The 19,801-nt window shown below is 72.0% G+C and carries 22 protein-coding genes; 14 read left to right on the plus strand and 8 right to left on the minus strand.

Annotated elements, in window-relative coordinates:
* The first annotated feature begins 21 nt into the window (after positions 1–21).
* From CV755_RS16565 to fabF, 5 genes are all read left to right on the plus strand, one after another.
* Positions 22–1,197: a PucR family transcriptional regulator gene (locus CV755_RS16565; protein WP_109281007.1), complete on the plus strand. Its 1,176-nt coding sequence runs from the start codon at positions 22–24 to the stop codon at positions 1,195–1,197.
* Positions 1,198–1,295: 98 nt separating this feature from the next.
* Positions 1,296–2,249, plus strand: a complete 954-nt coding sequence (locus tag CV755_RS16570; protein WP_193553416.1) for an ACP S-malonyltransferase — start codon at positions 1,296–1,298, stop codon at positions 2,247–2,249.
* Positions 2,250–2,262: 13 nt separating this feature from the next.
* Positions 2,263–3,267 carry a ketoacyl-ACP synthase III gene (locus CV755_RS16575; protein ID WP_109281009.1) on the plus strand — a complete coding sequence of 335 codons (1,005 nt, stop codon included), beginning with the start codon at positions 2,263–2,265 and terminating at the stop codon, positions 3,265–3,267.
* 105 nt (positions 3,268–3,372) lie between these two features.
* Positions 3,373–3,621 (plus strand): acyl carrier protein, encoded by a 249-nt coding sequence (locus CV755_RS16580; RefSeq protein ID WP_109281010.1) that lies wholly within the window; start codon positions 3,373–3,375, stop codon positions 3,619–3,621.
* 65 nt (positions 3,622–3,686) lie between these two features.
* Entirely contained in the window at positions 3,687–4,949 is a 1,263-nt protein-coding gene (gene fabF / locus CV755_RS16585; protein ID WP_109281011.1) for a beta-ketoacyl-ACP synthase II, read from the plus strand.
* A 162-nt stretch (positions 4,950–5,111) separates the two neighbouring features.
* On the opposite strand, the gene CV755_RS16590 is transcribed toward fabF, so the two are convergent.
* Positions 5,112–6,017: an NAD(P)-dependent oxidoreductase gene (locus CV755_RS16590; RefSeq protein ID WP_109281012.1), complete on the minus strand. Its 906-nt coding sequence runs from the start codon at positions 6,015–6,017 to the stop codon at positions 5,112–5,114.
* Positions 6,018–6,083: 66 nt separating this feature from the next.
* Positions 6,084–6,578: a DUF3145 domain-containing protein gene (locus CV755_RS16595; RefSeq protein WP_109281013.1), complete on the minus strand. Its 495-nt coding sequence runs from the start codon at positions 6,576–6,578 to the stop codon at positions 6,084–6,086.
* A gap of 288 nt (positions 6,579–6,866) precedes the next feature.
* Between CV755_RS16595 and CV755_RS16600 the strand changes: the two genes are divergently transcribed.
* Positions 6,867–7,739: an SGNH/GDSL hydrolase family protein gene (locus tag CV755_RS16600; RefSeq protein WP_109281014.1), complete on the plus strand. Its 873-nt coding sequence runs from the start codon at positions 6,867–6,869 to the stop codon at positions 7,737–7,739.
* Positions 7,740–7,866: 127 nt separating this feature from the next.
* On the opposite strand, the gene CV755_RS16605 is transcribed toward CV755_RS16600, so the two are convergent.
* On the minus strand, positions 7,867–8,619 hold the full coding sequence (locus tag CV755_RS16605) for an MgtC/SapB family protein (RefSeq protein WP_109281015.1): 753 nt from the start codon (positions 8,617–8,619) through the stop codon (positions 7,867–7,869).
* A gap of 90 nt (positions 8,620–8,709) precedes the next feature.
* On the opposite strand from CV755_RS16605, the gene CV755_RS16610 reads away from it, so the two are divergent.
* Together CV755_RS16610 and CV755_RS16615 are read left to right on the plus strand one after the other, a co-directional pair.
* Positions 8,710–9,987 (plus strand): pyroglutamyl peptidase, encoded by a 1,278-nt coding sequence (locus CV755_RS16610; RefSeq protein WP_109281016.1) that lies wholly within the window; start codon positions 8,710–8,712, stop codon positions 9,985–9,987.
* Between the two features lie 10 nt (positions 9,988–9,997).
* Positions 9,998–10,708 (plus strand): carbon-nitrogen hydrolase family protein, encoded by a 711-nt coding sequence (locus tag CV755_RS16615; RefSeq protein WP_109281017.1) that lies wholly within the window; start codon positions 9,998–10,000, stop codon positions 10,706–10,708.
* Positions 10,709–10,790: 82 nt separating this feature from the next.
* On the opposite strand, the gene CV755_RS16620 is transcribed toward CV755_RS16615, so the two are convergent.
* Together CV755_RS16620 and CV755_RS16625 are read right to left on the minus strand one after the other, a co-directional pair.
* Positions 10,791–11,213 (minus strand): organic hydroperoxide resistance protein, encoded by a 423-nt coding sequence (locus CV755_RS16620; protein WP_109281018.1) that lies wholly within the window; start codon positions 11,211–11,213, stop codon positions 10,791–10,793.
* Positions 11,213–12,235: an NADP-dependent oxidoreductase gene (locus CV755_RS16625; protein ID WP_109281019.1), complete on the minus strand. Its 1,023-nt coding sequence runs from the start codon at positions 12,233–12,235 to the stop codon at positions 11,213–11,215. Before CV755_RS16625 ends, CV755_RS16620 begins: the two co-directional genes overlap by 1 nt.
* An 89-nt stretch (positions 12,236–12,324) precedes the next feature.
* Between CV755_RS16625 and CV755_RS16630 the strand changes: the two genes are divergently transcribed.
* The 3 genes from CV755_RS16630 to CV755_RS16640 all read left to right on the plus strand — a co-directional run bounded on the left by CV755_RS16630 (position 12,325) and on the right by CV755_RS16640 (position 14,002).
* Positions 12,325–12,765: a MarR family winged helix-turn-helix transcriptional regulator gene (locus CV755_RS16630; protein WP_109281020.1), complete on the plus strand. Its 441-nt coding sequence runs from the start codon at positions 12,325–12,327 to the stop codon at positions 12,763–12,765.
* Positions 12,762–13,361 carry a hypothetical protein gene (locus CV755_RS16635; RefSeq protein ID WP_109281021.1) on the plus strand — a complete coding sequence of 200 codons (600 nt, stop codon included), beginning with the start codon at positions 12,762–12,764 and terminating at the stop codon, positions 13,359–13,361. Before CV755_RS16630 ends, CV755_RS16635 begins: the two co-directional genes overlap by 4 nt.
* A 92-nt stretch (positions 13,362–13,453) precedes the next feature.
* Positions 13,454–14,002: a class F sortase gene (locus tag CV755_RS16640; RefSeq protein WP_109281022.1), complete on the plus strand. Its 549-nt coding sequence runs from the start codon at positions 13,454–13,456 to the stop codon at positions 14,000–14,002.
* A 199-nt stretch (positions 14,003–14,201) separates the two neighbouring features.
* Here the strand turns inward: CV755_RS16640 and CV755_RS16645 are convergent, their stop codons facing one another.
* Both CV755_RS16645 and trxA read right to left on the minus strand, forming a co-directional pair.
* On the minus strand, positions 14,202–14,627 hold the full coding sequence (locus CV755_RS16645; RefSeq protein ID WP_109281023.1) for an OsmC family peroxiredoxin: 426 nt from the start codon (positions 14,625–14,627) through the stop codon (positions 14,202–14,204).
* A 108-nt stretch (positions 14,628–14,735) separates the two neighbouring features.
* Positions 14,736–15,137 (minus strand): thioredoxin, encoded by a 402-nt coding sequence (trxA, locus tag CV755_RS16650; RefSeq protein WP_109281911.1) that lies wholly within the window; start codon positions 15,135–15,137, stop codon positions 14,736–14,738.
* Between the two features lie 186 nt (positions 15,138–15,323).
* Here trxA and CV755_RS16655 point away from each other — a divergent pair, with 186 nt between their 5' ends.
* The 3 genes from CV755_RS16655 to CV755_RS16665 all read left to right on the plus strand — a co-directional run bounded on the left by CV755_RS16655 (position 15,324) and on the right by CV755_RS16665 (position 18,445).
* Positions 15,324–16,391 carry a DUF1259 domain-containing protein gene (locus tag CV755_RS16655; protein WP_241561253.1) on the plus strand — a complete coding sequence of 356 codons (1,068 nt, stop codon included), beginning with the start codon at positions 15,324–15,326 and terminating at the stop codon, positions 16,389–16,391.
* Positions 16,392–16,507: 116 nt separating this feature from the next.
* Positions 16,508–17,902, plus strand: coding sequence for an MFS transporter (locus tag CV755_RS16660; RefSeq protein WP_193553417.1), 1,395 nt, complete (start codon positions 16,508–16,510; stop codon positions 17,900–17,902).
* 72 nt (positions 17,903–17,974) lie between these two features.
* Positions 17,975–18,445, plus strand: a complete 471-nt coding sequence (locus CV755_RS16665) for a MarR family winged helix-turn-helix transcriptional regulator (protein ID WP_109281024.1) — start codon at positions 17,975–17,977, stop codon at positions 18,443–18,445.
* 6 nt (positions 18,446–18,451) lie between these two features.
* Here CV755_RS16665 and CV755_RS16670 read toward each other — a convergent pair whose 3' ends face one another.
* Positions 18,452–19,798, minus strand: a complete 1,347-nt coding sequence (locus CV755_RS16670; protein ID WP_109281025.1) for an ABC transporter ATP-binding protein — start codon at positions 19,796–19,798, stop codon at positions 18,452–18,454.
* Between the last annotated feature and the right edge of the window lie 3 nt (positions 19,799–19,801).

Here is a 19,801-nt window from a genome sequence, read left to right on the forward strand (position 1 = left end):
CGGATAGGGCAGGCTTGTCCCGTGCCTGAACCCGCCGCTCACACCCCGCATCCGCACAGCGCCACCCTGCGCAACCTGGAGAAGTCCTCCGGGACCCTGGCCGCCGCCGCCATCGCCCGGATGGACGCCCAGCTGCCGTGGTACCGGGCGATGCCTCCGGAGAACCGGTCCTGGATCGGCCTGGTCGCCCAGGCCGGTATCGCCGCCTTCACCGAGTGGTTCCGGCACCCGGAGACGCCCCAGGCGATCAGCACCGATGTCTTCGGCACCGCGCCGCGCGAGCTGACCCGGGCGATCACCCTGCGCCAGACCGTGGAGATGGTCCGCACCACCATCGAGGTGATGGAATCGGCCATTGACGAGGTGGCCGCCCCCGGTGACGAGTCCGCGCTGCGCGAGGCGCTGCTGGTCTACGCCCGGGAGATCGCCTTCGCCACCGCCCAGGTCTACGCCCAGGCCGCCGAGGCACGCGGCGCCTGGGACGCCCGGCTGGAGTCGCTGGTGGTCAACGCGGTGCTCTCCGGCGAGGCGGACGAGGGCGCGCTGTCCCGGGCGGCCGCGCTGGGCTGGAACTCCCCCGCGCATGTCTGTGTGGTGCTGGGCACCGCCCCCGACGGGGACAGCGAACTGACCGTGGAGGCCATCCGCCGCGCCTCCCGGCACGCCAAGCTCCAGGTGCTCACCGGGGTGCTGGGCAAGCGGCTGGTGGTGATCGCGGGCGGCTCCGAGCAGCCGCTGCAGGCGGCCAAGGCGCTGATCGGCCCGTTCGCGGCCGGTCCGGTGGTGGCCGGCCCGGTGGTGCCGGATCTGCTGGCCGCCACCCGCTCCGCCCAGGCCGCGGCCGCCGGACTGCGGGCCTGCGCGGCCTGGCCGGACGCTCCCCGTCCGGTGCTGGCGGACGATCTGCTGCCGGAGCGGGCGATGGCCGGGGACCCGGCGGCCAAGGAACAGCTGGTGGAGGAGATCTACAGACCGCTGGAGGAGGCCGGATCGGCTCTGCTGGAGACTCTGAGCGTCTATCTGGAGCAGGCGAGCAGCCTGGAGGGCGCGGCCAGGATGTTGTTCGTCCACCCCAATACCGTGCGGTACCGGCTCCGACGTGTGACGGACGTCACCGGATGGTCTCCGTCCGATGTGCGGTCGGCCTTCACCCTGCGCATCGCGCTGATCCTGGGGCGTCTGGCCGAGGCCGACTGAGCGACGTAGGCTTTTGTGGAACGTTGACAATTCCCCTGACGGTTCTTGGTCCCTGTCCCCACGGGTGGGCCAAGCCGTACACGAGAGAGAGTGTGAGGGTGCTCGTACTCGTCGCTCCCGGCCAGGGCGCTCAGACGCCCGGCTTCCTGACCCCCTGGCTCGACCTCCCCGGCGTTGAAGACCGTCTTCGCCGCTGGTCGGCGGCCATCGACCTGGACCTGGTCCACTACGGGACCAAGGCCGACGCGGACGAGATCCGTGACACCGCGGTGGCTCAGCCGCTGCTGGTGGCGTCGGCGCTGCTCTCGGCCGGACAGCTTTTCGAGGACTCCGAGGACTTCACCCGCCTGGTGGGCGCCACGGCCGGCCACAGCGTCGGCGAGCTGGCCGCCGCCGCGCTGAGCGGGGTGCTCACCGAAGAGGCGGCGATGGAGCTGGTCCGCAAGCGCGGTCTGGCCATGGCCGAGGCCGCGGCGGTCACCCCCACCGGGATGTCCGCGCTGCTGGGCGGCGAGGCCGAGGTGGTCCTGCCGCACCTGGAGCGGCTCGGGCTGACCCCCGCCAATGTCAATGGCGCCGGGCAGATCGTGGCCGCGGGCACCCTGGAGCAGCTGGCCGCGCTGGCCGAGGACAAGCCGGAGGGCACCCGTCGGGTGGTGCCGCTGAAGGTGGCCGGCGCCTTCCACACCGTGCATATGGCCCCGGCGGTCTCCGCCCTCCGGGCCGCGGCCGGTGAGCTGACCGTGCGCGACGCGCACACCCGCTTTGTCTCCAACCGCGACGGCGCCGTGGTCACCTCCGGCACCGAGCTGGTGGAGCGGCTGGTCGGCCAGGTAGCCAACCCGGTGCGCTGGGACAAGTGCATGGAGACCTTCCAGGAGCTGGGGGTCACCGCGATCATCGAGGCGGCGCCGGGCGGCACCCTTACGGGCATCGCCAAGCGCGCCCTGCCGGGTGTCAAGACGCTCGCCCTCAAGACGCCGGACGACCTGGCGGCCGCCCGCGAGCTCATCGCCGAGCACGCCGGTGCCCCCGTCTCCCCGGCCGAATAAGGAGCCCGAGACCATGACTGCGAAGATCAGGCCCGGCAAGGGCGCCCCGCACGCCCGGATCCTGGGCGTCGGCGGCTACCGCCCGACCCGGGTGGTCCCCAATGAGGAGATCCTCAAGCGGATCGATTCCTCGGACGAGTGGATCCGGTCCCGCTCGGGCATCGCCACCCGGCACTGGGCGGGCCCGGAGGAGACCGTGGCCGCCATGTCGGTGGAGGCGGCGGGCAAGGCCATCGCCGCGGCCGGCATCGCGCCGGAGCAGATCGGCGCCGTGGTCGTCTCCACGGTGTCGCACTTCAAGCAGACCCCGGCGGTGGCCACCGAGATCGCCCACAAGGTGGGCGCGGGCAAGCCGGCCGCCTTTGACATCTCGGCGGGCTGTGCCGGCTTCGGCTACGGCCTGACCCTGGCCAAGGGCCTGGTGACGGATGGCTCCGCGGAGTACGTCCTGGTCATCGGCGTGGAGCGGCTCTCGGACCTGACCGACCTGGACGACCGTTCCACCGCCTTCCTGTTCGGCGACGGCGCGGGCGCCGTGGTCGTCGGCCCGGCCGAGGAGCCCGGCATCGGCCCCACCGTGTGGGGTTCGGAGGGCGACAAGGCCGAGCACATCAAGCAGACCCTGCCCTGGGACGTCTACCGCGAGGAGACCGAGGTACGCTTCCCGGCCATCACCCAGGAGGGTCAGGCGGTCTTCCGCTGGGCCGTCTTCGAGATGGCCAAGGTCGCCCAGCAGGCGCTGGACGCGGCCGGGGTGGCACCCGAGGACCTGGATGTCTTCGTCCCCCACCAGGCCAACATGCGGATCATCGACTCAATGGTCAAGACCCTTAAGCTGCCGGAGAGCGTCGTGGTCGCCCGCGACGTGGAGACCACGGGGAACACCTCCGCGGCCTCCATTCCGCTGGCCATGGAGCGGCTTCTGGCCACCGGAGCGGCCAAGAGCGGTGACACCGCGCTCATCATCGGGTTCGGGGCGGGTCTCGCGTACGCCGCGACGGTCGTTACCCTCCCCTAGGCGAGATCCCCGTACGGTCCGGCATCGTCCGGCCACCGTCCGGGACCTCTCCGCACCAGCAGTTTCCTTACTCCAGTTCCACCGCAATATCGAAGGAGCGCCGCAATGGCCTTCACCCAGGAAGAGATCGTCGAGGGTCTCGCCGAGATCGTCAACGAGATCGCCGGTATCCCCGTCGAGGACGTCCAGCTGGACAAGTCCTTCACCGATGACCTGGACGTGGACTCGCTGTCCATGGTCGAGGTCGTCGTCGCCGCCGAGGAGCGCTTCGAGGTCAAGATCCCGGACGAGGACGTCAAGAACCTGAAGACCGTCGGCGACGCCGCGGACTACATCCTCAAGCACCAGAGCTGACCCGGCGTTTGTCGCCACCCTGCGGTGGCGGAACCAGCACCTCTACTCGTGGAGACAGAATTCCTGTGAACTCGACCAATCGCACCGTGGTCGTCACCGGTATCGGCGCAACCACACCGCTGGGTGGCGACAGCGCAAGCACCTGGGAAGGGCTGCTCGCCGGGCGTTCCGGCGTCAAGCCCCTGGAGGGCGAGCGGTTCGCCGACCTCCCGGTCCGTATCGCCGCCGTGGCGGCGGTGGACCCCGAAGACGTCCTGCCCCGTCCGCTGGCCCGCAAGCTGGACCGCTCGGCGCAGTTCGCGCTGATCGCGGCCCGCGAGGCCTGGGCGGATGCGGGCTTCACCGGCAAGGCCGGCGAGGACACCACCGTCGCTCCCGAGCGGCTGGGCAGTGTCATCGCCTCCGGCATCGGCGGGGTGCAGACCCTGCTGGACCAGTACGACGTGCTCAAGGACAAGGGCGCCCGCCGGGTCTCCCCGCACACCGTGCCGATGCTGATGCCCAACAGCCCCTCCGCCAACGTCGGCCTGGAGGTGAACGCCCAGGCGGGCGTGCACACCCCGGTCAGCGCCTGCGCCTCCGGCGCCGAGGCCATCGGCTACGCGGTGGAGATGATCCGCACCGGCCGCGCCGATGTGGTGGTCGCGGGCGGCACCGAGGCGGCCATTCACCCGCTGCCGGTGGCGGCCTTCGCCAATATGATGGCGATGTCCAAGAACAACGAGGAGCCCGAGAAGGCCTCCCGCCCCTACGACAAGAAGCGCGACGGCTTCGTCCTCGGCGAGGGCGCCGGTGTGGTCGTGCTGGAGTCGGCGGAGCACGCCGCCCGGCGCGGCGCCCGGGTCTACTGCGAGGTGCTGGGCCAGGGCCTGTCCGCGGACAGCCACCACATCGCCCAGCCGGAACCCACCGGCCGCGGCATCGCCGCCGCCATGCAGAACCTGCTGGAGTGCAGCGACCTCAAGGCGGCCGAGATCGTGCACCTCAACGCGCACGCCACCTCCACCCCGCAGGGTGACCTGGCCGAGGTCAAGGCGCTGCGCAAGGTCCTCGGCGAGGACCTGGACCATGTGGCCATCTCCGCCACCAAGTCGATGACCGGCCATCTGCTGGGCGGCGCCGGCGGCATCGAGACGGTCGCCACGGTGCTGGCCCTGCACCACCGGACGGCCCCGCCGACCATCAACGTCGATGAGCTGGACGACGAGATCGACGCGGACATCGTCCGCGGCGAGCCGCGCAAGCTGCCGGAGGGCACCATCGCGGCGGTCAACAACTCCTTCGGCTTCGGCGGCCACAATGTGGTGCTCGCCTTCCGGACGATCTGATCGCCCGTCAACTCATGTCGCTGCCCGGTCACTTGGTGACCGGGCAGCGTCGTTTTCCGGCCCGGACGGCCTGAGCCCGGATGTCCTGCCCGGCCAAGTACGCGGCCGGTAGCACCGGTTGCGCCCTACGGCCGCCCCCGCCGGCCGGCGGTCTCCGGGCGGCTACCCCGCCTCGCCGGAACCGTCCGCGTCACCCTGGAAGCTGGCGAAGTACGAGGCCGCCATGTCCTCGCCCCCGTGCCCCTGCCCGACCGCCCGCCGGAACCGCTCCAGCCCGGCCGCAGCCACATCCAGCCGCACCCCGGCCCGCTCCGCGGCCGCCACGATCAGCTCGGCGTCCTTGGCGGCGGTGGCGGTGGCAAAGCTCGGCGGGGTGAGCGAGTCCTCCATCAGCAGCCGGGACTTGACCCGCAGATAGCCCATGTCCAGCGGTCCGCCCTCGACCACCGCCAGGAAGTCCCGGGGGTCCGTCCCCAGCCCCTCGGCCAGCGCCAGCGCCTCGGCCACGCCATGGGTGGCGGTCAGCACCCAGCTGTTGACCACCAGCTTCAGCCGGGTGGCGGCGCCTGAGGCGGCATCCTCGCCCACCCATACGGTGCGGCTGCCGATCGCCTCGAAGACCGGCGCGATCCGCTCCCGCACCGTCCGCGGCCCGGCCGCCAGCACCACCAGGGTGCCCTGCTCGGCGGGCTGCCTGGTGCCGGAGACCGGGGCGTCCACCAGCACCAGCCCCCGCTCCCCGGCGAAGGCGGCCAGCTCGGCCAGCCCGTCCAGGCCCGCGGTGGAGGACTGTACCCACACGGTGCCCGGCCGCAGCTCCGGAGCCGCCCGCTCCATCACCTCCAGCGCGGCCGAGGCGTCATGGAGCATGGTCAGCACCACATCGGCGCCGCGCACCGCCTCCCCGGGCGTCCCGGCCACGGCCACTTGATCGGCGGCCAGCGGCTCGGCCTTGTCCCGGCTGCGGTTCCAGGCGCGTACATCCAGCCCGGCCCGGGCGAGGTTACGGGCCATCGGGGCGCCCATGGTCCCCGTACCGAGGACGGCTACTGAGAGAGTGTCAGACATAACGGCCACGCTAGGTGCTCGAGCCCGCTCCAGGGCAAACCCCGCACCCGTCCCGGCGGGACAACGCTAAACAACCTGGTGCAACCACCGCACCGGCGCACCCTCCCCCGCATAGCGGAAGGGCTCCAGCTCGTCGTCCCATGGCTTGCCCAGCAGCTTGGCGACCTCGCCCGCCAGCTCGGTCTCCCCCCGCGCGGCCCGGTTCATGGCCGCCCGCAGCCGGTCCTCGGGGATGAGGATGTCCCCGTGGATACCGGTGACCGCATGGAAGATGCCCAGGTCGGGAGTGGAGCTATAGCGCTCGCCCTCGGCCGTGGCGCAGGGCTCGGCGGTCACCTCGAAGCGCAGCAGATGCCAGCCGCGCAGTGCGGAGGCCAGCTTGGAGGCGGTGCCTACGCGGCCCTGCCAGGAGAACTCACAACGCCAGGTGCCGGGCGCGGCCGGCTGCCGGATCCAGTCGAGGGTGACCCGCCCGCCCATGACGCCGGCCACGGCCCATTCGACGTGCGGGCACAGCGCACGCGGCGCGGAGTGCACATACAGAACTCCACGTGTCGTCACCGGGACCTCCCGTGCGTTCGAGGTTCGCCTTCCCCAGCGGCCTCGCACCCGTACATTCTGCCCCAATGGTCACTCACGTACCAGGTGAACGAGGTTACCAACAGTAAACACCATCGGGAGCAAATCTCCCGAAATGGGACAGGCCTGATGTCCTGTGAGATGACGGTACGGCATGCGAACGCTGCCCGGACCGGTTGGGCCGCTCCGGAAAGCTATCGTGCAATGGATCCCCCGGGGTGACGTACCGTCGGTCCCGGACAGATATCACCCGGCCGGAGGGGGAAGTCCATGCGCATCACTCGGTGGCGGCGGCCAGCCGCCCGGACCGCCGTGGCGGCGGTGTCGGCCGCACTGTCGGCGGCCCTGCTGCTGACCGGCTGCGACGACCGTACGGCCGCCACCGGCGAGCCCCGGGCCAAACCGACGCCCGGCCCGGTCTGGAACACCCACCCCCAGTCCATCGCCTCGCTCGGCGACTCCATCACCCGCGGCTATGACGCCTGCTCCCTGCTCGCCGACTGCCCCGAGGTCTCCTGGTCCACCGGTACCGAGGTGGACAGCCTGGCCGTCCGGCTGCTGCCGGCCCCGCAGGGGCACAGCTGGAACTACGCCCGCACCGGCGCCCGGATGGCCGACCTGCCGGGCCAGATGCGCGCGGCCATCGCCCACCGGCCCCAGCTGGTGACGGTGCTGCTGGGCGCCAATGACGCCTGCCGCACCGAGGTCGGCGCCATGACGCCGGTGGCCGACTACCGCCGCGACTTCGAGCGCTCGCTGGCCGAACTGCGCCGCGCCCTGCCCAGCACCCAGGTCTATGTGGCCAGCGTCCCGGACCTCAAACGGCTGTGGTCCCAGGGCAGCCGCAATCCGCTGGGCCGGCAGATCTGGAAGCTGGGCATCTGCCCCTCGATGCTGCGTGACGCCGAGGCCCAGGACGCCGCCAGCCGGCAGCGGCGGGCCGCGGTGGACCAGCGGGTCGGCGAGTACAACACGGTGCTCCGCCAGGTCTGCGAACGGGACCGGCTGTGCCGCTATGACGGCTCGGTCCATGAATTCGCCTTCGGTGACGACGAGTTGAGCCGCTGGGACTGGTTCCACCCCAATAAGCAGGGGCAGCGGGAGCTGGCCGAACTGGCCTACCGCCGGGTCACCGCGAGCTGAGCACGGACTGAGCCCGCCCTTGAGCACGGCGGGGCAGGGGAAGGACCCGTCAGGTGGTCCCGCCCCTGCCCAGCCGCACGTTATCGGATGAACCCGCCGGATTCCCAAGCGAGTTCACCCGGCGGCCTCACTCCGTGCTGTCGTGGTGGGTACGCAGGCCCACCCCCAGGATGCCGTCCCAGTCGGTCAGTTCCTCCACCAGCGGATGGGCGGAGACTCTGCCCTCCAGATTGAGCACCACATCCGCCTCCCGCACCTTCCCCTTCTCCTGGGCCTCCGACTCGATATGCACCCCCGTCACCCGGAACCCGCTGGTGGTGCACAGCTCCAGCACCCGGCCCAGCAGCCCGCGCCGGGTGCGGTAGGACAGCCGCAGCTCTATGCGCTCCACGGCCGGGGCACCGGCCAGCCGGCGGGATATCACCGGGAAGCCGCGCACCACCAGGAAGTGGACCAGCGTCGCCGCCACGCCCAGCAGCGGCAGCCCGCCCCCGCAGGCCATGCCGACCGCGCAGGTCAGCCAGATGGTCGCGGCCGTGGTCAGGCCGCGTACCGCGTCCCGGCGGACGAAGATCAGTCCGCCGCCGATAAAGCCGATGCCGGAGACGATCTGCGCCGCCACCCGCGAGGGATCCAGGGCCGTCCCCTGGAGCCCCACCACGGCACCGAAGCCATGGATGGAGACCTCCATGAACAGCGCGCTGCCCACCCCGACCAGGGTGTGGGTGCGCAGACCCGCGCTCTTCTGCCGCCACTCGCGCTCCAGACCGATCAGCGAGGACATCAGCAGGGCGAGGCCCAACTCGGTGAACTGACGGACTCCTTGGCCGCTGCCCGGGGTGAAGAGCGGCGGCGCCGACGCGAACTCCACTGTAGCCATACGGCCATTGTGGCCGGAAAGCTACGGCCCTGACAGAGCGTCCGCTCCGGCCCTACCGTTTGTTCCGGCGCGGTGATTTCATGCGGCCCCATGAGAATCAGCACGCTCACCCCGGGCCTGCGGGGCGCCCTCCTCGCCGCCACCATCCTGCTGCTGTCCCCGCTCGCCGCGCCCGCCCAGGCGGCGCCCGGCACCCCCTCGCCCACCGTGGAGGAACAGCGGCTCGGCGGCCGCATACCGCAGGAGATTCTGCGGCGCAGCGGCTTCGACCGGGTCGGCGCCGATTTCGCCCGCGCCCTGGCCGGCGTCCACAGCCTGGACCAGGCCGACCGGCTGGCCACCGAGCAGGGGCGGCGGCTATGGCGCCGGGCGGTGGACCGGGTCCAGGGGCGGGGGCCCTCCGGTGGTGATCTGAGCCGGGACGACGACCGTCCGCTGTACTGGGCCCGGCTGGAGCTGACCGGCCAACTGCGCCGCTGGCAGCCGGAGTTCGCCCTGGACGACCGGCACCGGGCGGCACTGATGGAGCGGGTGGAGCGGGCCTCGCGGGGCCAGGATTCCATCACCTTCCCGGCCGGTCACCGCGTCAAGCGCATCCTGGTGACCGGCTTCGACCCCTTTGAACTCGACGACGACGCACGGCGGTCCAACCCCTCGGGCGCGGCCGCGCTGGCGCTGGACGGCACCACGGTCAACACCCCCTCGGGTCCGGCCCGCATCGAGACCGTGCTCTTCCCGGTGCGCTGGGACGACTTCGCGGCCGGCACGGTGGAGCACACCCTGCTGCCGTACTTCCGCCCCGGGCCGCGGCAGGTGGACATGTTCACCACCATCAGCCAGGGCCGCCCCGGCCGCTTCGATCTGGAGCGCACCAACGGCGCCTGGCGGGGCGGCTTCGAGGACAACGCCCGGATCTCCCGGGAGGGCATGGTGCCGGTGCCGCCCGGGGTGCCCAGCGTCCATCCGCAGCCGCAGTGGACGGTGACCACCCTGCCGTACGCGGCCATCACCACCGCCAAGACCGGCTCCTACCCGGTGTACGACCACACCGATGTCACCGAGATCCCGGCGGGCGGCACCGAGCCGGTCGAGCGGCCGGACGGACCGACGCCCGGCTCCACCGCCCGGGCCGGGGGCGGCGGTGACTACCTCTCCAATGAGATCGCCTACCGGGCGACGCTGCTGCGGGACGCGGTGAAGCTCCGGGTTCCGGGCGGCCATCTGCACACCCCGGTGCTGGAGTTCGGCGCCGGCAACACCTCACCGGACGGGGCGGTGACCGATCCGGACTTCGTCCGCAACCGGCTGGCCATCGTGGCCCAGGTGCGGTCGGTGCTCATGGTGGCGGCGGGCACCCTGCGCGGGTGATGATGGGCCAATGATCATCGCAGCTGCCCAGTTCACCGCCCGCCCCCTGGACATCGGGGTCAATGTGGCGGTGATGTCCGAATTGCTGGCCGAGGCGGCGGAGCGCGGTGCCTCGCTGGTGGTCTTCCCCGAGCTGGCGGTGAGCGGCTATGAACTCGACGCGATCGTGGCCGGTCAGGACCGGCTGACCCTGGAACCGGACGACCCCCGGCTGCTTCCGCTGCGCGAGGCGTGCCGGGCGGCGGGGGTCACCGCGGTGGTCAACTGCGCCGGGCGCGGGCCGGTGATCCAGTCCCTGGTGTACGGGCCGGACGGGGAACTGCTCACCCGCTATCTCAAGCGGTGTGTAACGGACACCGAGCGGGCCGCGGGCTTCACGGGCGGTACGGAGGACGGCCGGTTCACGGTGGACGGGGTCCGGGTGGGGCTGCTGATCTGTTACGACGCCCACTTCCCGGAGCTGACCGCGGCCGCGGTGGCCGACAACTGCTCGCTGGTGGTGGCGAGTTCGCTGTACGGGCGCGGCGGCGGCGTGGAGGAACGGGCCGAGCTCTTCCCCCGGCTCGCCAAGGAGCACGGGATGCCGGTGCTGCTCGCCAACCATGTGGGGCCGGCCGGGAGTTATGTGGGGTGCGGGCTGAGTGCGGTGTGGGGGGTGGACGGGTCGGTGCTGGCCGAAGCGCCGGGTGAGGCACCCGGGTTGGCGCTCGCCGAGATCTGACCCGCCCGCCTTTACTCACCGGGCAATCGGGCGGGTGGGTGGGCGGAACACGCCCCGAAGGGGCGTGCCCACCCACCAACGGTCAGCCGATGACGCTCAGCGTCACCTCGACATTCCCCCGCACCGCCCGCGAGTACGGGCACACCTGATGCGCCTTCTCCACCAGCGCGGTGGCCACCGCCTGGTCCACACCGGGGATGCGGGCGGAGACCGCCACCGCGAGCCCGTACCCGCCATCGGCCGTCTTCCCCAGCCCGACCTCCGCGGTCACCGTGGACCCGGAGACATCGGCCCCCTCGCGCCGGGCCACCACTCCCAGCGCACTCTGGAAGCAGGCCGCGTACCCGGCCGCGAACAGCTGCTCGGGGTTGGTCCCGGCCCCGCTGCCGCCCAGCTCCTTCGGCGGATTGACCACCACATCCAGCTTGCCGTCGTCGCTGGCGACCCGTCCGTCCCGCCCGTTCTCGGCGGTGGCCACCGCGGTGTACAGCACGTCCATGGACATCACTCGGCCCCCAGGTTCACGATCATCTTGCCGGTGTTGTCGCCGCGCAGCAGGCCCAGGAAGGCCTCCACCGCGTTGTCGATTCCATTGACCACCGTCTCGTCGTACTTCAGCTCGCCGGACCGGATCCAGCCGCCGACCTCGTCCACGAACTGCTGCCGCAGATGCCCGTGGTCGCTGACGATCATGCCCTGGAGCCGCAGCCGCTTGCCGATGGCCTGGACCAGATTCCGCGGGCCGGGCGTGGGCTCGGTGGCGTTGTACTGGGCGATGGCCCCGCACAGGGTGACCCGTCCATGGACGTTCAGCGCCCCGATCGCCGCCTCCAGGTGCTCCCCGCCGACATTGTCGAAGTAGACGTCGATGCCCTCGGGCGCGGCCTCGGCCAGCTGCTCGGCGACCGGGCCCTTCTTGTAGTTGAAGGCGGCGTTGAAGCCGTACTCCTCGATCAGGCGGCGCACCTTCTCGTCCGAGCCGGCGCTGCCGATCACCCGGGAGGCGCCCTTGAGCCGGGCCATCTGCCCGACCTGGCTGCCCACCGCGCCGGCCGCACCGGAGACGAACACCGCGTCGCCCTCCTTGAAGGAGGCGACCTCGAACAGGCCGGCGTAGGCGGTCATTCCGGGCATGCCCAGCGCGCCCAGATAGGCGGAGAGCGGCGCGGCACCGGCGTCGGCCTTGACCGCCCGGGTGGCGTCCACCACCGCGTACTCGCGCCAGCCGAGGTCGTGCAGCACATGGTCGCCGACCGCGAAGCCCGCGGAGCGGGAGGCGATGACCTCGCCGATGGCGCCGCCGCTCATCGGACGGTTCAGCGAGAAGGGCGGGACATAGGACTTGCTCTCGTTCATCCGGCCCCGCATATAGGGGTCCACGGACATATAGAGGTTGCGGACCAGGATCTGGCCCTCACCGGGCTCGGTCACCGGCTCCTCGCGCAGGGCGAAGTCCTCCGGCTTGGGCCAGCCCTGCGGGCGGGCGACCAGGTGCCAGGCGCGGCCGGCGGCGGGTGTGACGGACATGGTTCGACCCTCTCCGGGTTAGTTCAGTACCTGAAACAACCCTGCACCTAGATATTTTATGTTGTCAAGCAACTGGGTAGGCTGTCCCCATGCCCCGATCCGTTCCCCGCTCCGATCCGCTCACCGTCGAGGTGGTCGAACTCATCGCGACCATCGTGGCGCGCTATCACGAGGAGTACGAGGCGGTGGCCGCCCGGCACTCGCTGACCGGCGCCCAGGCCAAGCTGCTGGCCCTGCTGTCCCGGGAGTCGCTGCCCATGCGGCAGATCGCCCAGCGGCTGAAGTGCGAGCCCTCCAATGTCACCGGCATCGTGGACCGGCTGGAGACCCGGGGGCTGGTGGAGCGCCGCCCGGCCCCGGACGACCGCCGGGTGAAACTGGCCGCGGCCACGGAAGCGGGCCGGGAGACGGCCCAACTCCTGCGCGCCGAGCTGGACTTCGCCCGGGAGCCGCTGGCCGCGCTGTCCCAGGACGAACGCACGGTGCTGCGGGATCTGCTGCGCCGGATGGTGGGTGAGTCCCCCGTATGAGCTCCGCGTCCGGCAAGGATTCCGCCGCCTTCGGCCCCGACGACTTCCAGCTCGTCCTGCTGCGCCGGATGGCCGACTTCCAGCCACATCTGGTCGAGGACGCCCTGCGCCGGCTGGGCGTGGGCCGGGGCGAGCTGCGCGAGGCCAACCGGCGCTGGCAGGCCATGGTGCGCTCACCGCGGTCGCGGGCCGCCGGGGCCCGCTACCGGTCGGTGCTCGGGCCGCCGGAGAGTACGGGCAGCCGGCGGATCGGCGATCTGACCTTCGAGGCGGCCCTGTGGCCGGTGCCGCTCTGGCCGGATCTGCGCTTCGAGGTCCTCACCGCGCCGGGCGGCGCGGTCTTCAATGAGTGGCTGGTACGGGCGCCGGGCGCGGCCCCGCCGGTGCCGCATACGGTCGAGGAGCTGACGCCCTGGAGCCACACGGTGGATGAGGTGGCCCGGGCCTTCGCCCCGGCCCGTCCCATGGAGGGCACCGCGCCGACCCGCTGGCGGCTCTCCTTCACGGCCGACGACGCGGCCGGGGGCAGGGGTGAGTATGTGGCGGACTTCACCTGGGGGTTGCTGCAGGAGGTCACACCGGCCGCCGGCGGGTAATGGGCTCGCCCATCCGACTCATCCTTCAGGTGGACCCGAACCGTCCGTTTGCCCGATGAGCGGCCCGTAAAGCCGCACCTACGGTGAAGGACATGCCCCGCACCCGCGTCATCCTCTTCGCCCTGGCGGCCTTCGCGGCACTGGCCCTGCCGGCCGTCCTGGTGACCAGCCAGAACGACGCCGGAAAAGCCATCGGCACACCCGCCTCCGCCGAGGAACCCCAGCGGCTCACCATCCCCTCCATCGATGTGAACAGCCCCCTGCTCCGTCTGGCCCCCGACAAGGCGCCCCCGCCCGAGAATGGCATGACCGCCGGCTGGTACACGGCCAGCGCCCGCCCCGGAGAGCCCGGCGCGGCCGTGATCATCGGCCATAAGGCCCCTGACGGCCGGGCGGTCTTCCGCGACCTGCACAGGGTGGGCAAAGGCGAGGCCATCGAGGTCGAGCGCGGCGACGGCAAGGTGCTGCGCTTCACCGTCACCGCGACCCGGACCCTGGACAAGCCCGCCGACTTCCCCGCCGCCGAGGTCTTCCACGCCCCCGGGGAACGGGCGCTGCGCCTGGTCACCTGCACCGGTGAGCGGGACGCCCGGGGCCACCCGGTCCATGACCTGGTCGTCTACGCCACGCTGCGTTCCTGACGGCCCGCCCCGCCGGCGGCCCCGGGAGCCCGGCCTTAGGCGGTGTCCGACGACTCGTGGACCGTGCCAGCGCCGGGTGCCGTTCCTCCGGTGAGCGGCCCCATGACCCGCGGTCATGTGTCACGTGCGGGCGCATGTGGCTGGTCGCGCAGTTCCCCGCGCCCCTTAGGGGCGCCCCAAGAGCCGTCGGACAGCCCCTCTAGGCCAGCTCGGCCGTCAGCGTGATGGTGGTACCGGCCAGCGCCTGGCTGACCGGGCAGTTCTTCTTGGCCTCCTCGGCCGCCGCGGCGAAGCCCGCCTCGTCCAGGCCGGGCACCTCGCCCCGTACCGAGAGATGGATGCCGGTGATGCCCTCGCCCGGCTGGAAGGTGACCTCGGCCTTGGTCTCCAGCCGGGTGGGCGGCGTTCCGGCACCGGTCAGACCGTGTGAGAGCGCCATGGCGAAGCAGCTGGAGTGAGCGCCCGCGATCAGCTCCTCCGGGCTGGTTTTGCCATTGGCCTGCTCCGCCCGGGAGGGCCAGCTGACCGGCTGGCCGGGGATGCCGGACGAGTCGAAGGTGACGGTGCCACTGCCCTTGAGCAGCTCGCCTTCCCACACGGTGTGCGCGACGCGGTTGGTTGCCACGATGGTCCTCTCGAAAGCCGGTTGCGAAGATCGGGACTCCCCGACCCTCTCGTTCCGTTCCCGCGCGGGACGCCTCCCCAACCCCGGAACGCCTGGCCGGGCCCGGGCTCAGACCGAGGCGTCCCCGCCCTCCGCGCCGTCCCCGCCCGTGGCCCGGGCGACCGAGGCCCGTACCTCGTCCATGTCCAGCGCCCGCGCCTGCCGGATGACGTCCTCCAGCGCGGGCTCGGGCAGTGCCCCGGGCTGGGCGTAGACCGCGATGTTGTCCCGCACGATCATCAGCGTGGGAATGGAGCTGATCTCGAAGGCGGCGGCCAGCTCCGGCTGGGCCTCGGTGTCCACCTTGGCGAACACCAGGTCGTCATGGCGCGCCGCGGCGCCCTCGAAGACCGGCGCAAACCGCCGGCAGGGGCCGCACCACTCGGCCCAGAAGTCGATCAGGACGAACGGGCTGTCCGCCACGACCGCGTCGAAGTTGTCCTTGGTGAGTTCCACGGTGCCGCCGGCCATGCCGCGCACCTCGCTTTCCGTCTCTCGTCCGGTTCGGTCCGGTGGGCGTGCGATGGGTCACGGGCGGCAACCGGGCCGCGGCGGCCGGTATTCCGGCTCCCGCCGGGCAGGCACCCGATGGCCTACACGCACCTCCCGGCCCAGCCGATGTGACCGTGGTTACATCCTCCCTGGAGGTGATTTCGTATGACCGGTATGACCGGTGACAGGCGGCCGGAGGACAGACAGCCGGACGAGGACAGACAGCCGGACAACGACAGAGAGCCGGACAGCGAAAAGCGGGCGAGCTCCTCAAGGCGCCGGCTGGTGACCGTCGCCGCGCTCACGCCGGTGCTGGCCGGCGCCGGGGCCATGGGCTTCCGGGCGGCGCGCGGGCCGAAGCCCGGCGAGCGGCCCCTGATCAAACCGGTCACCACCACCCCGGCCGACTGGCGGGAGATCGACCGGACGCTCAACGCCCAGGGCCGGGTGGCCGGAAAGACGGTCTACCGAGTGGGCTTCCCCCGCCATGACCTCAAGGTGAGCTCCCAGGGCATCAAGGTGGACCCCAATATCGGCATCGGGTCCTATCTCTCCTTCATCCGCTACGCCGACGACCGCACCATGCTGATGGGCGATATGGCCGTCACCGACGGCGAGCTGGAGTGCCTGATCGACACTCTGCAGGAGCATGGCATCGGCCAGACCGCCATCCATAAGCATCTGCTCGCCCATGAGCCCGCGGTGTGGTGGACGCATGTGCACGCCGTCGGCTCCGGCACCGCGCTGGCCCGGGGTATCCGGGCGGCGCTGAAGACCACCGGCACCCCGGCCTGGTCCAAGCTGAAGCGGCAGCCCCCCGGCGACCTGGACACCACAGGCATCAGCGAGGCGATGGGCGCCCGGGGCGGCAATGAGGGACGGATCTTCAAGTTCACCTTCGCCCGCCGGGAGACCATCGTCGATCACGACCGGCTGCTCCCCAAGGGCACCGGCGCCACCACCGCCATCTCCTTCCAGCCGCTGGGCGGCCAACGGGCCGCGATCAACGGGGACTTCGTACTGATCGCCGATGAGGTGCAGGGCGTCATCCGGGCGCTGCGGCGGGGCGGCATCGATGTGGTCTCACTGCACAGCCATATGCTGCACGAGCGCCCAAGGCTGTTCTATCTGCACTACTGGGGCGTGGGTGACGGCGTAAAGCTGGCCCGGGGACTGCGCTCCGCGATCAAGGTCACCAATGTGGCACCCTCCGGCCTCTCCGACCCCGCTTAGTTCCCTCTGATTCCTTCCGGCTCTCCCCTTTCCCTCCCCGTTACCCATCGGTCTACGAATAGTTCGGTTACCGACGTATCCTTCCGGGTGTCACGGAATCCAGGGGAAGGGGAGCCATGCCCGCCACCGTGCTGGTCCGGGAGCGGCCCCGGCCGCGGGTGATACGCGAGAGCCCGTACGCCTGGCGGCTGGCGGTGGCCACGGTGTGCTTCGGCGCGTTTATGGGCCAGCTGGACGCCTCCATAGTGACCCTGACCTTCGGCAGCCTGCGTACCGAGTTCGGTGCCTCGGCGGCCGCGGTGGAATGGGTCTCGCTCGGCTACCTGCTCACCCTGGTCGCCCTGCTGGTGCCGGCCGGGCGGCTCTCCGACGCCCATGGGCGCAAGCTGCTCTACCTCTATGGCTTTCTGCTGTTCACCCTCGCCTCGGCCGCCTGCGGACTGGCCCCCTCGCTGGCCGCGCTGACCGGCTTCCGGGTGGTCCAGGCCGGTGGCGCGGCCCTGATGCAGGCCAACAGCGTCGCCCTGGTGACCACCAGCGCACCGCGCGGCCGGCTGCGCGCCGCGCTGGGCGCGCAGGCCGCCGCCCAGGCGCTGGGCCTGGCCCTGGGCCCCACCGTGGGCGGCGCGCTGGTGACCACCCTGGGCTGGCGCTGGGTGTTCACCATCAATGTCCCGATAGGCGCGGTGGCGCTGCTGGCCGGGCACTATCTGCTGCCGCGCAGCCGCACCCGGGACCGCTCCCCCGGCTTCGACTGGCCCGGCCTGGCCTGGCTGGCCACCGCGACCACCACCCTGCTGCTCGGGGTGTCCGCCGCCTCCGCACCGGCCGTGCCGCGCTGGGCGGCCCCGGTGCTGCTGCTGGCGGCCGCCGCGGCGGGCCGGGGCTTTCTGCTCCGCCAGCGCCGGGCCGCCCACCCGCTGGTGGACCTGGCGGTGCTGCGCGGACGGGCGGTGGCCACCGGACTGTCCGCGGCGCTCTGCGGCTATCTGGTGCTCTTCGGGCCGCTGGTGCTGGTCCCCGTGGTGGTCACCTCCTCCGGCGCCTCGGAGCTGACGGCCGGGACGGTGCTGACCGCCCTGCCGGCCGGGTTCGCGCTGGGCGCGGTGGGCGGGGACCGGATGGTGCCCCGGCGGCTGGGCGACCGGAGCCGCTGCCTGCTGGGCGCCGCCCTGGCCGCCGCCGCCCTGGCCGTACTGACCGTCCTCACCCCGCACCGGGACGGGCTGGTGCCGCTGCTCGCCCTGCTGGGCCTGGGCCTGGGCATCTTCACCCCGGCCAACAACGCCCTGGTCATGAGCGCCATGCCCACCGGCCGCTCGGGCACCGGCGGCGGGCTGGTCAATATGGCCCGAGGACTGGGCACCGCACTGGGCGTAGCCCTGGTCACCCTCGCCCTGGCCCCGGGCCTCGCCCCGGGCGAACCGGCCGCACTGCTGATCCTGCTGGCCGTCGCCCTGACCGGCGGCACCCTCTCCTGGCTGGGACCGCGCGACCGCCGGGGCGCGTGAAGGCCTGGGGCCCGTGAGGGCCTGGGCCTCCGAGCCGTCGGGCGGCGTCCGGACGGTGGGTAGAGTCCCGCCATGCCCCCCAAGTCACCCCCCTCCACCGGCACCGACGCCCGGCTGCTCACCGAGGCCGTCACCCGGCTGCGCCGGGCCCTGCGCACCTCCATCCGCACCGACTACCCATGGGAGCAACTGCCCGTCGCCCAGGTGGAGTTGCTCCAGGCGCTGGCCGATCACTCGCCCGTCCGGATCGGTGACCTGGCCGCCCGGCAGCGGCTGGCCACCAGCACCGTCAGCGGTCTGGTCGGCCAGATGATGACCGCCGGGCTGGTCGCCCGGGCGGTGGACCCGGCCGACCGGCGGGCCTCCGCCGTCACCCTCACCGACACCGGTCGCGCCCAGCTCACCGCCTGGGCCGAGGCCCATGAACGCCGTCTGGGCGCCGCCCTGGACGCCCTGCCGCCCGCCGACCGCACCGCCCTGCGGGCGGCCCTGCCCGCCCTGCTGCGCATCGCCGAACTGCTGGGCGACGACGACCAGGACTGACCCGGCTCACTCCGGGGCGGCCCCGCCCTCGTCGAGGGCGTACTCCTCGGGAGCCGCCTCATAGGAGTACAGCTCGGCATAGCGGCCCCAGTCGGTGGCCGTCTCCAGCTGCCGGACCGCCTGCTCGCTGGTGTAGTGGTGGGCGAGCAGGTCCCGGAAGAAACCGGCCCGCAGACTGCCGCCGGTGCGCCGCAGACTGGTGACGACCAGCTTGACCAGCGGCGCGCACCTCAGCACCGCATCGGCGAAGATCTTCTTCGACTCCTGGACATCGGCCCTGGCGAATGCGGCACCGCGCTCGGTGAGCAGCAGGTCGCCGTCCCGGATGACCGCGAAGCCCAGCAGGTCCAGGGCGTCCACCTGGGGCAGCAGGTCGTCCACCTCCAGGCCCAGTTCCTCGGCCAGATCCGCCAGGTCACAGCGGTCGCCGTGCTGGGCGAGGATCTCGGCCAGACCGGACAGCCCGTCCACGCTGGCCTCCGGCAGCGGGGTGTTGGCGATGGTGCGTTTGGCGAGGTCGGAGGGCTGGGCGGGGCCCCGCCCGGCCACCGGGGCGGCGCCCTCCTTCTCCCGCCCGGTCATCACCTGGTAGACGGCGTCGATCAGGGCGTCGAACTCCGGGGCGTTGCGGTCCCGGGGGCGGGCGAAGGGCACCTCGAAGGTGGCCCGGAGGCTGCCGGGGCGCGAGCCCAGCACCACCACCCGGTCCGCCATCAGCACCGCCTCCTCGATGTTGTGGGTCACCAGCACCACGGCCCGGGTGGGGAACTGGCCCGAGGCCCACAGCTCCATCAGCTCACCGCGCAGGTTCTCGGCGGTCAGTACGTCCAGCGCGGAGAAGGGCTCGTCCATCAGCAGCACATCGGGCTCCACCACCAACGCCCTGGCGAATCCGACGCGTTGCCGCATTCCGCCGGAAAGCTCCTTGGGATAGGCGGACTCGAAGCCGTCCAGACCGATCAGGTCGATGGCCCCGATGGCCGCCTCGGCCCGCTCGGCGGCGGGCATCCCCCTTGCCTCCAGGCCGAGTTCGACATTCTGCTGGACGGTCAGCCAGGGCAGCAGGGCGAAGGTCTGGAAGACCATGGCGGTGCCCCGGTTGGCGCCGGTCAGCGGGGCGCCCCGGTAGCTGATGGTGCCGGAAGTGGGCGGGATCAGCCCGGCCAGGCAGCGCAGCAGGGTGGACTTGCCGGAGCCGGAACGGCCCAGCAGGGCGACGATCTCCCCGGCCCGGATCTCCAGATCGACCCCGGCCAGCACCGGCAGGGCACCGTCCGCTCCCGCGTAGGACTTGGTGACCTCCCGGGCGGCGAGCAGCACCTCGCCCCCGGGGCCTGCGGTCGGGGCCATCATCGG

The sequence above is a fragment of the Streptomyces orinoci genome (assembly GCF_003121295.1).
Lineage (GTDB): Bacteria > Actinomycetota > Actinomycetes > Streptomycetales > Streptomycetaceae > Streptomyces > Streptomyces orinoci.

What these genes read in the sequence shown, in the direction of transcription:
- CV755_RS16575 (WP_109281009.1), top strand. Translation starts at nt 2,263, where the DNA reads ATGACTGCGAAGATCAGGCCCGGCAAGGGCGCCCCGCACGCCCGGATC.
- CV755_RS16580 (WP_109281010.1), top strand. Translation starts at nt 3,373, where the DNA reads ATGGCCTTCACCCAGGAAGAGATCGTCGAGGGTCTCGCCGAGATCGTC.
- CV755_RS16590 (WP_109281012.1), bottom strand. Translation starts at nt 6,017, where the DNA reads ATGTCTGACACTCTCTCAGTAGCCGTCCTCGGTACGGGGACCATGGGC.
- CV755_RS16600 (WP_109281014.1), top strand. Translation starts at nt 6,867, where the DNA reads ATGCGCATCACTCGGTGGCGGCGGCCAGCCGCCCGGACCGCCGTGGCG.
- CV755_RS16605 (WP_109281015.1), bottom strand. Translation starts at nt 8,619, where the DNA reads ATGGCTACAGTGGAGTTCGCGTCGGCGCCGCCGCTCTTCACCCCGGGC.
- CV755_RS16610 (WP_109281016.1), top strand. Translation starts at nt 8,710, where the DNA reads ATGAGAATCAGCACGCTCACCCCGGGCCTGCGGGGCGCCCTCCTCGCC.
- CV755_RS16615 (WP_109281017.1), top strand. Translation starts at nt 9,998, where the DNA reads ATGATCATCGCAGCTGCCCAGTTCACCGCCCGCCCCCTGGACATCGGG.
- CV755_RS16620 (WP_109281018.1), bottom strand. Translation starts at nt 11,213, where the DNA reads ATGTCCATGGACGTGCTGTACACCGCGGTGGCCACCGCCGAGAACGGG.
- CV755_RS16625 (WP_109281019.1), bottom strand. Translation starts at nt 12,235, where the DNA reads ATGTCCGTCACACCCGCCGCCGGCCGCGCCTGGCACCTGGTCGCCCGC.
- CV755_RS16630 (WP_109281020.1), top strand. Translation starts at nt 12,325, where the DNA reads ATGCCCCGATCCGTTCCCCGCTCCGATCCGCTCACCGTCGAGGTGGTC.
- CV755_RS16635 (WP_109281021.1), top strand. Translation starts at nt 12,762, where the DNA reads ATGAGCTCCGCGTCCGGCAAGGATTCCGCCGCCTTCGGCCCCGACGAC.
- CV755_RS16640 (WP_109281022.1), top strand. Translation starts at nt 13,454, where the DNA reads ATGCCCCGCACCCGCGTCATCCTCTTCGCCCTGGCGGCCTTCGCGGCA.
- trxA (WP_109281911.1), bottom strand. Translation starts at nt 15,137, where the DNA reads ATGGCCGGCGGCACCGTGGAACTCACCAAGGACAACTTCGACGCGGTC.
- CV755_RS16655 (WP_241561253.1), top strand. Translation starts at nt 15,324, where the DNA reads ATGACCGGTATGACCGGTGACAGGCGGCCGGAGGACAGACAGCCGGAC.
- CV755_RS16660 (WP_193553417.1), top strand. Translation starts at nt 16,508, where the DNA reads ATGCCCGCCACCGTGCTGGTCCGGGAGCGGCCCCGGCCGCGGGTGATA.
- CV755_RS16665 (WP_109281024.1), top strand. Translation starts at nt 17,975, where the DNA reads ATGCCCCCCAAGTCACCCCCCTCCACCGGCACCGACGCCCGGCTGCTC.
- CV755_RS16670 (WP_109281025.1), bottom strand. Translation starts at nt 19,798, where the DNA reads ATGATGGCCCCGACCGCAGGCCCCGGGGGCGAGGTGCTGCTCGCCGCC.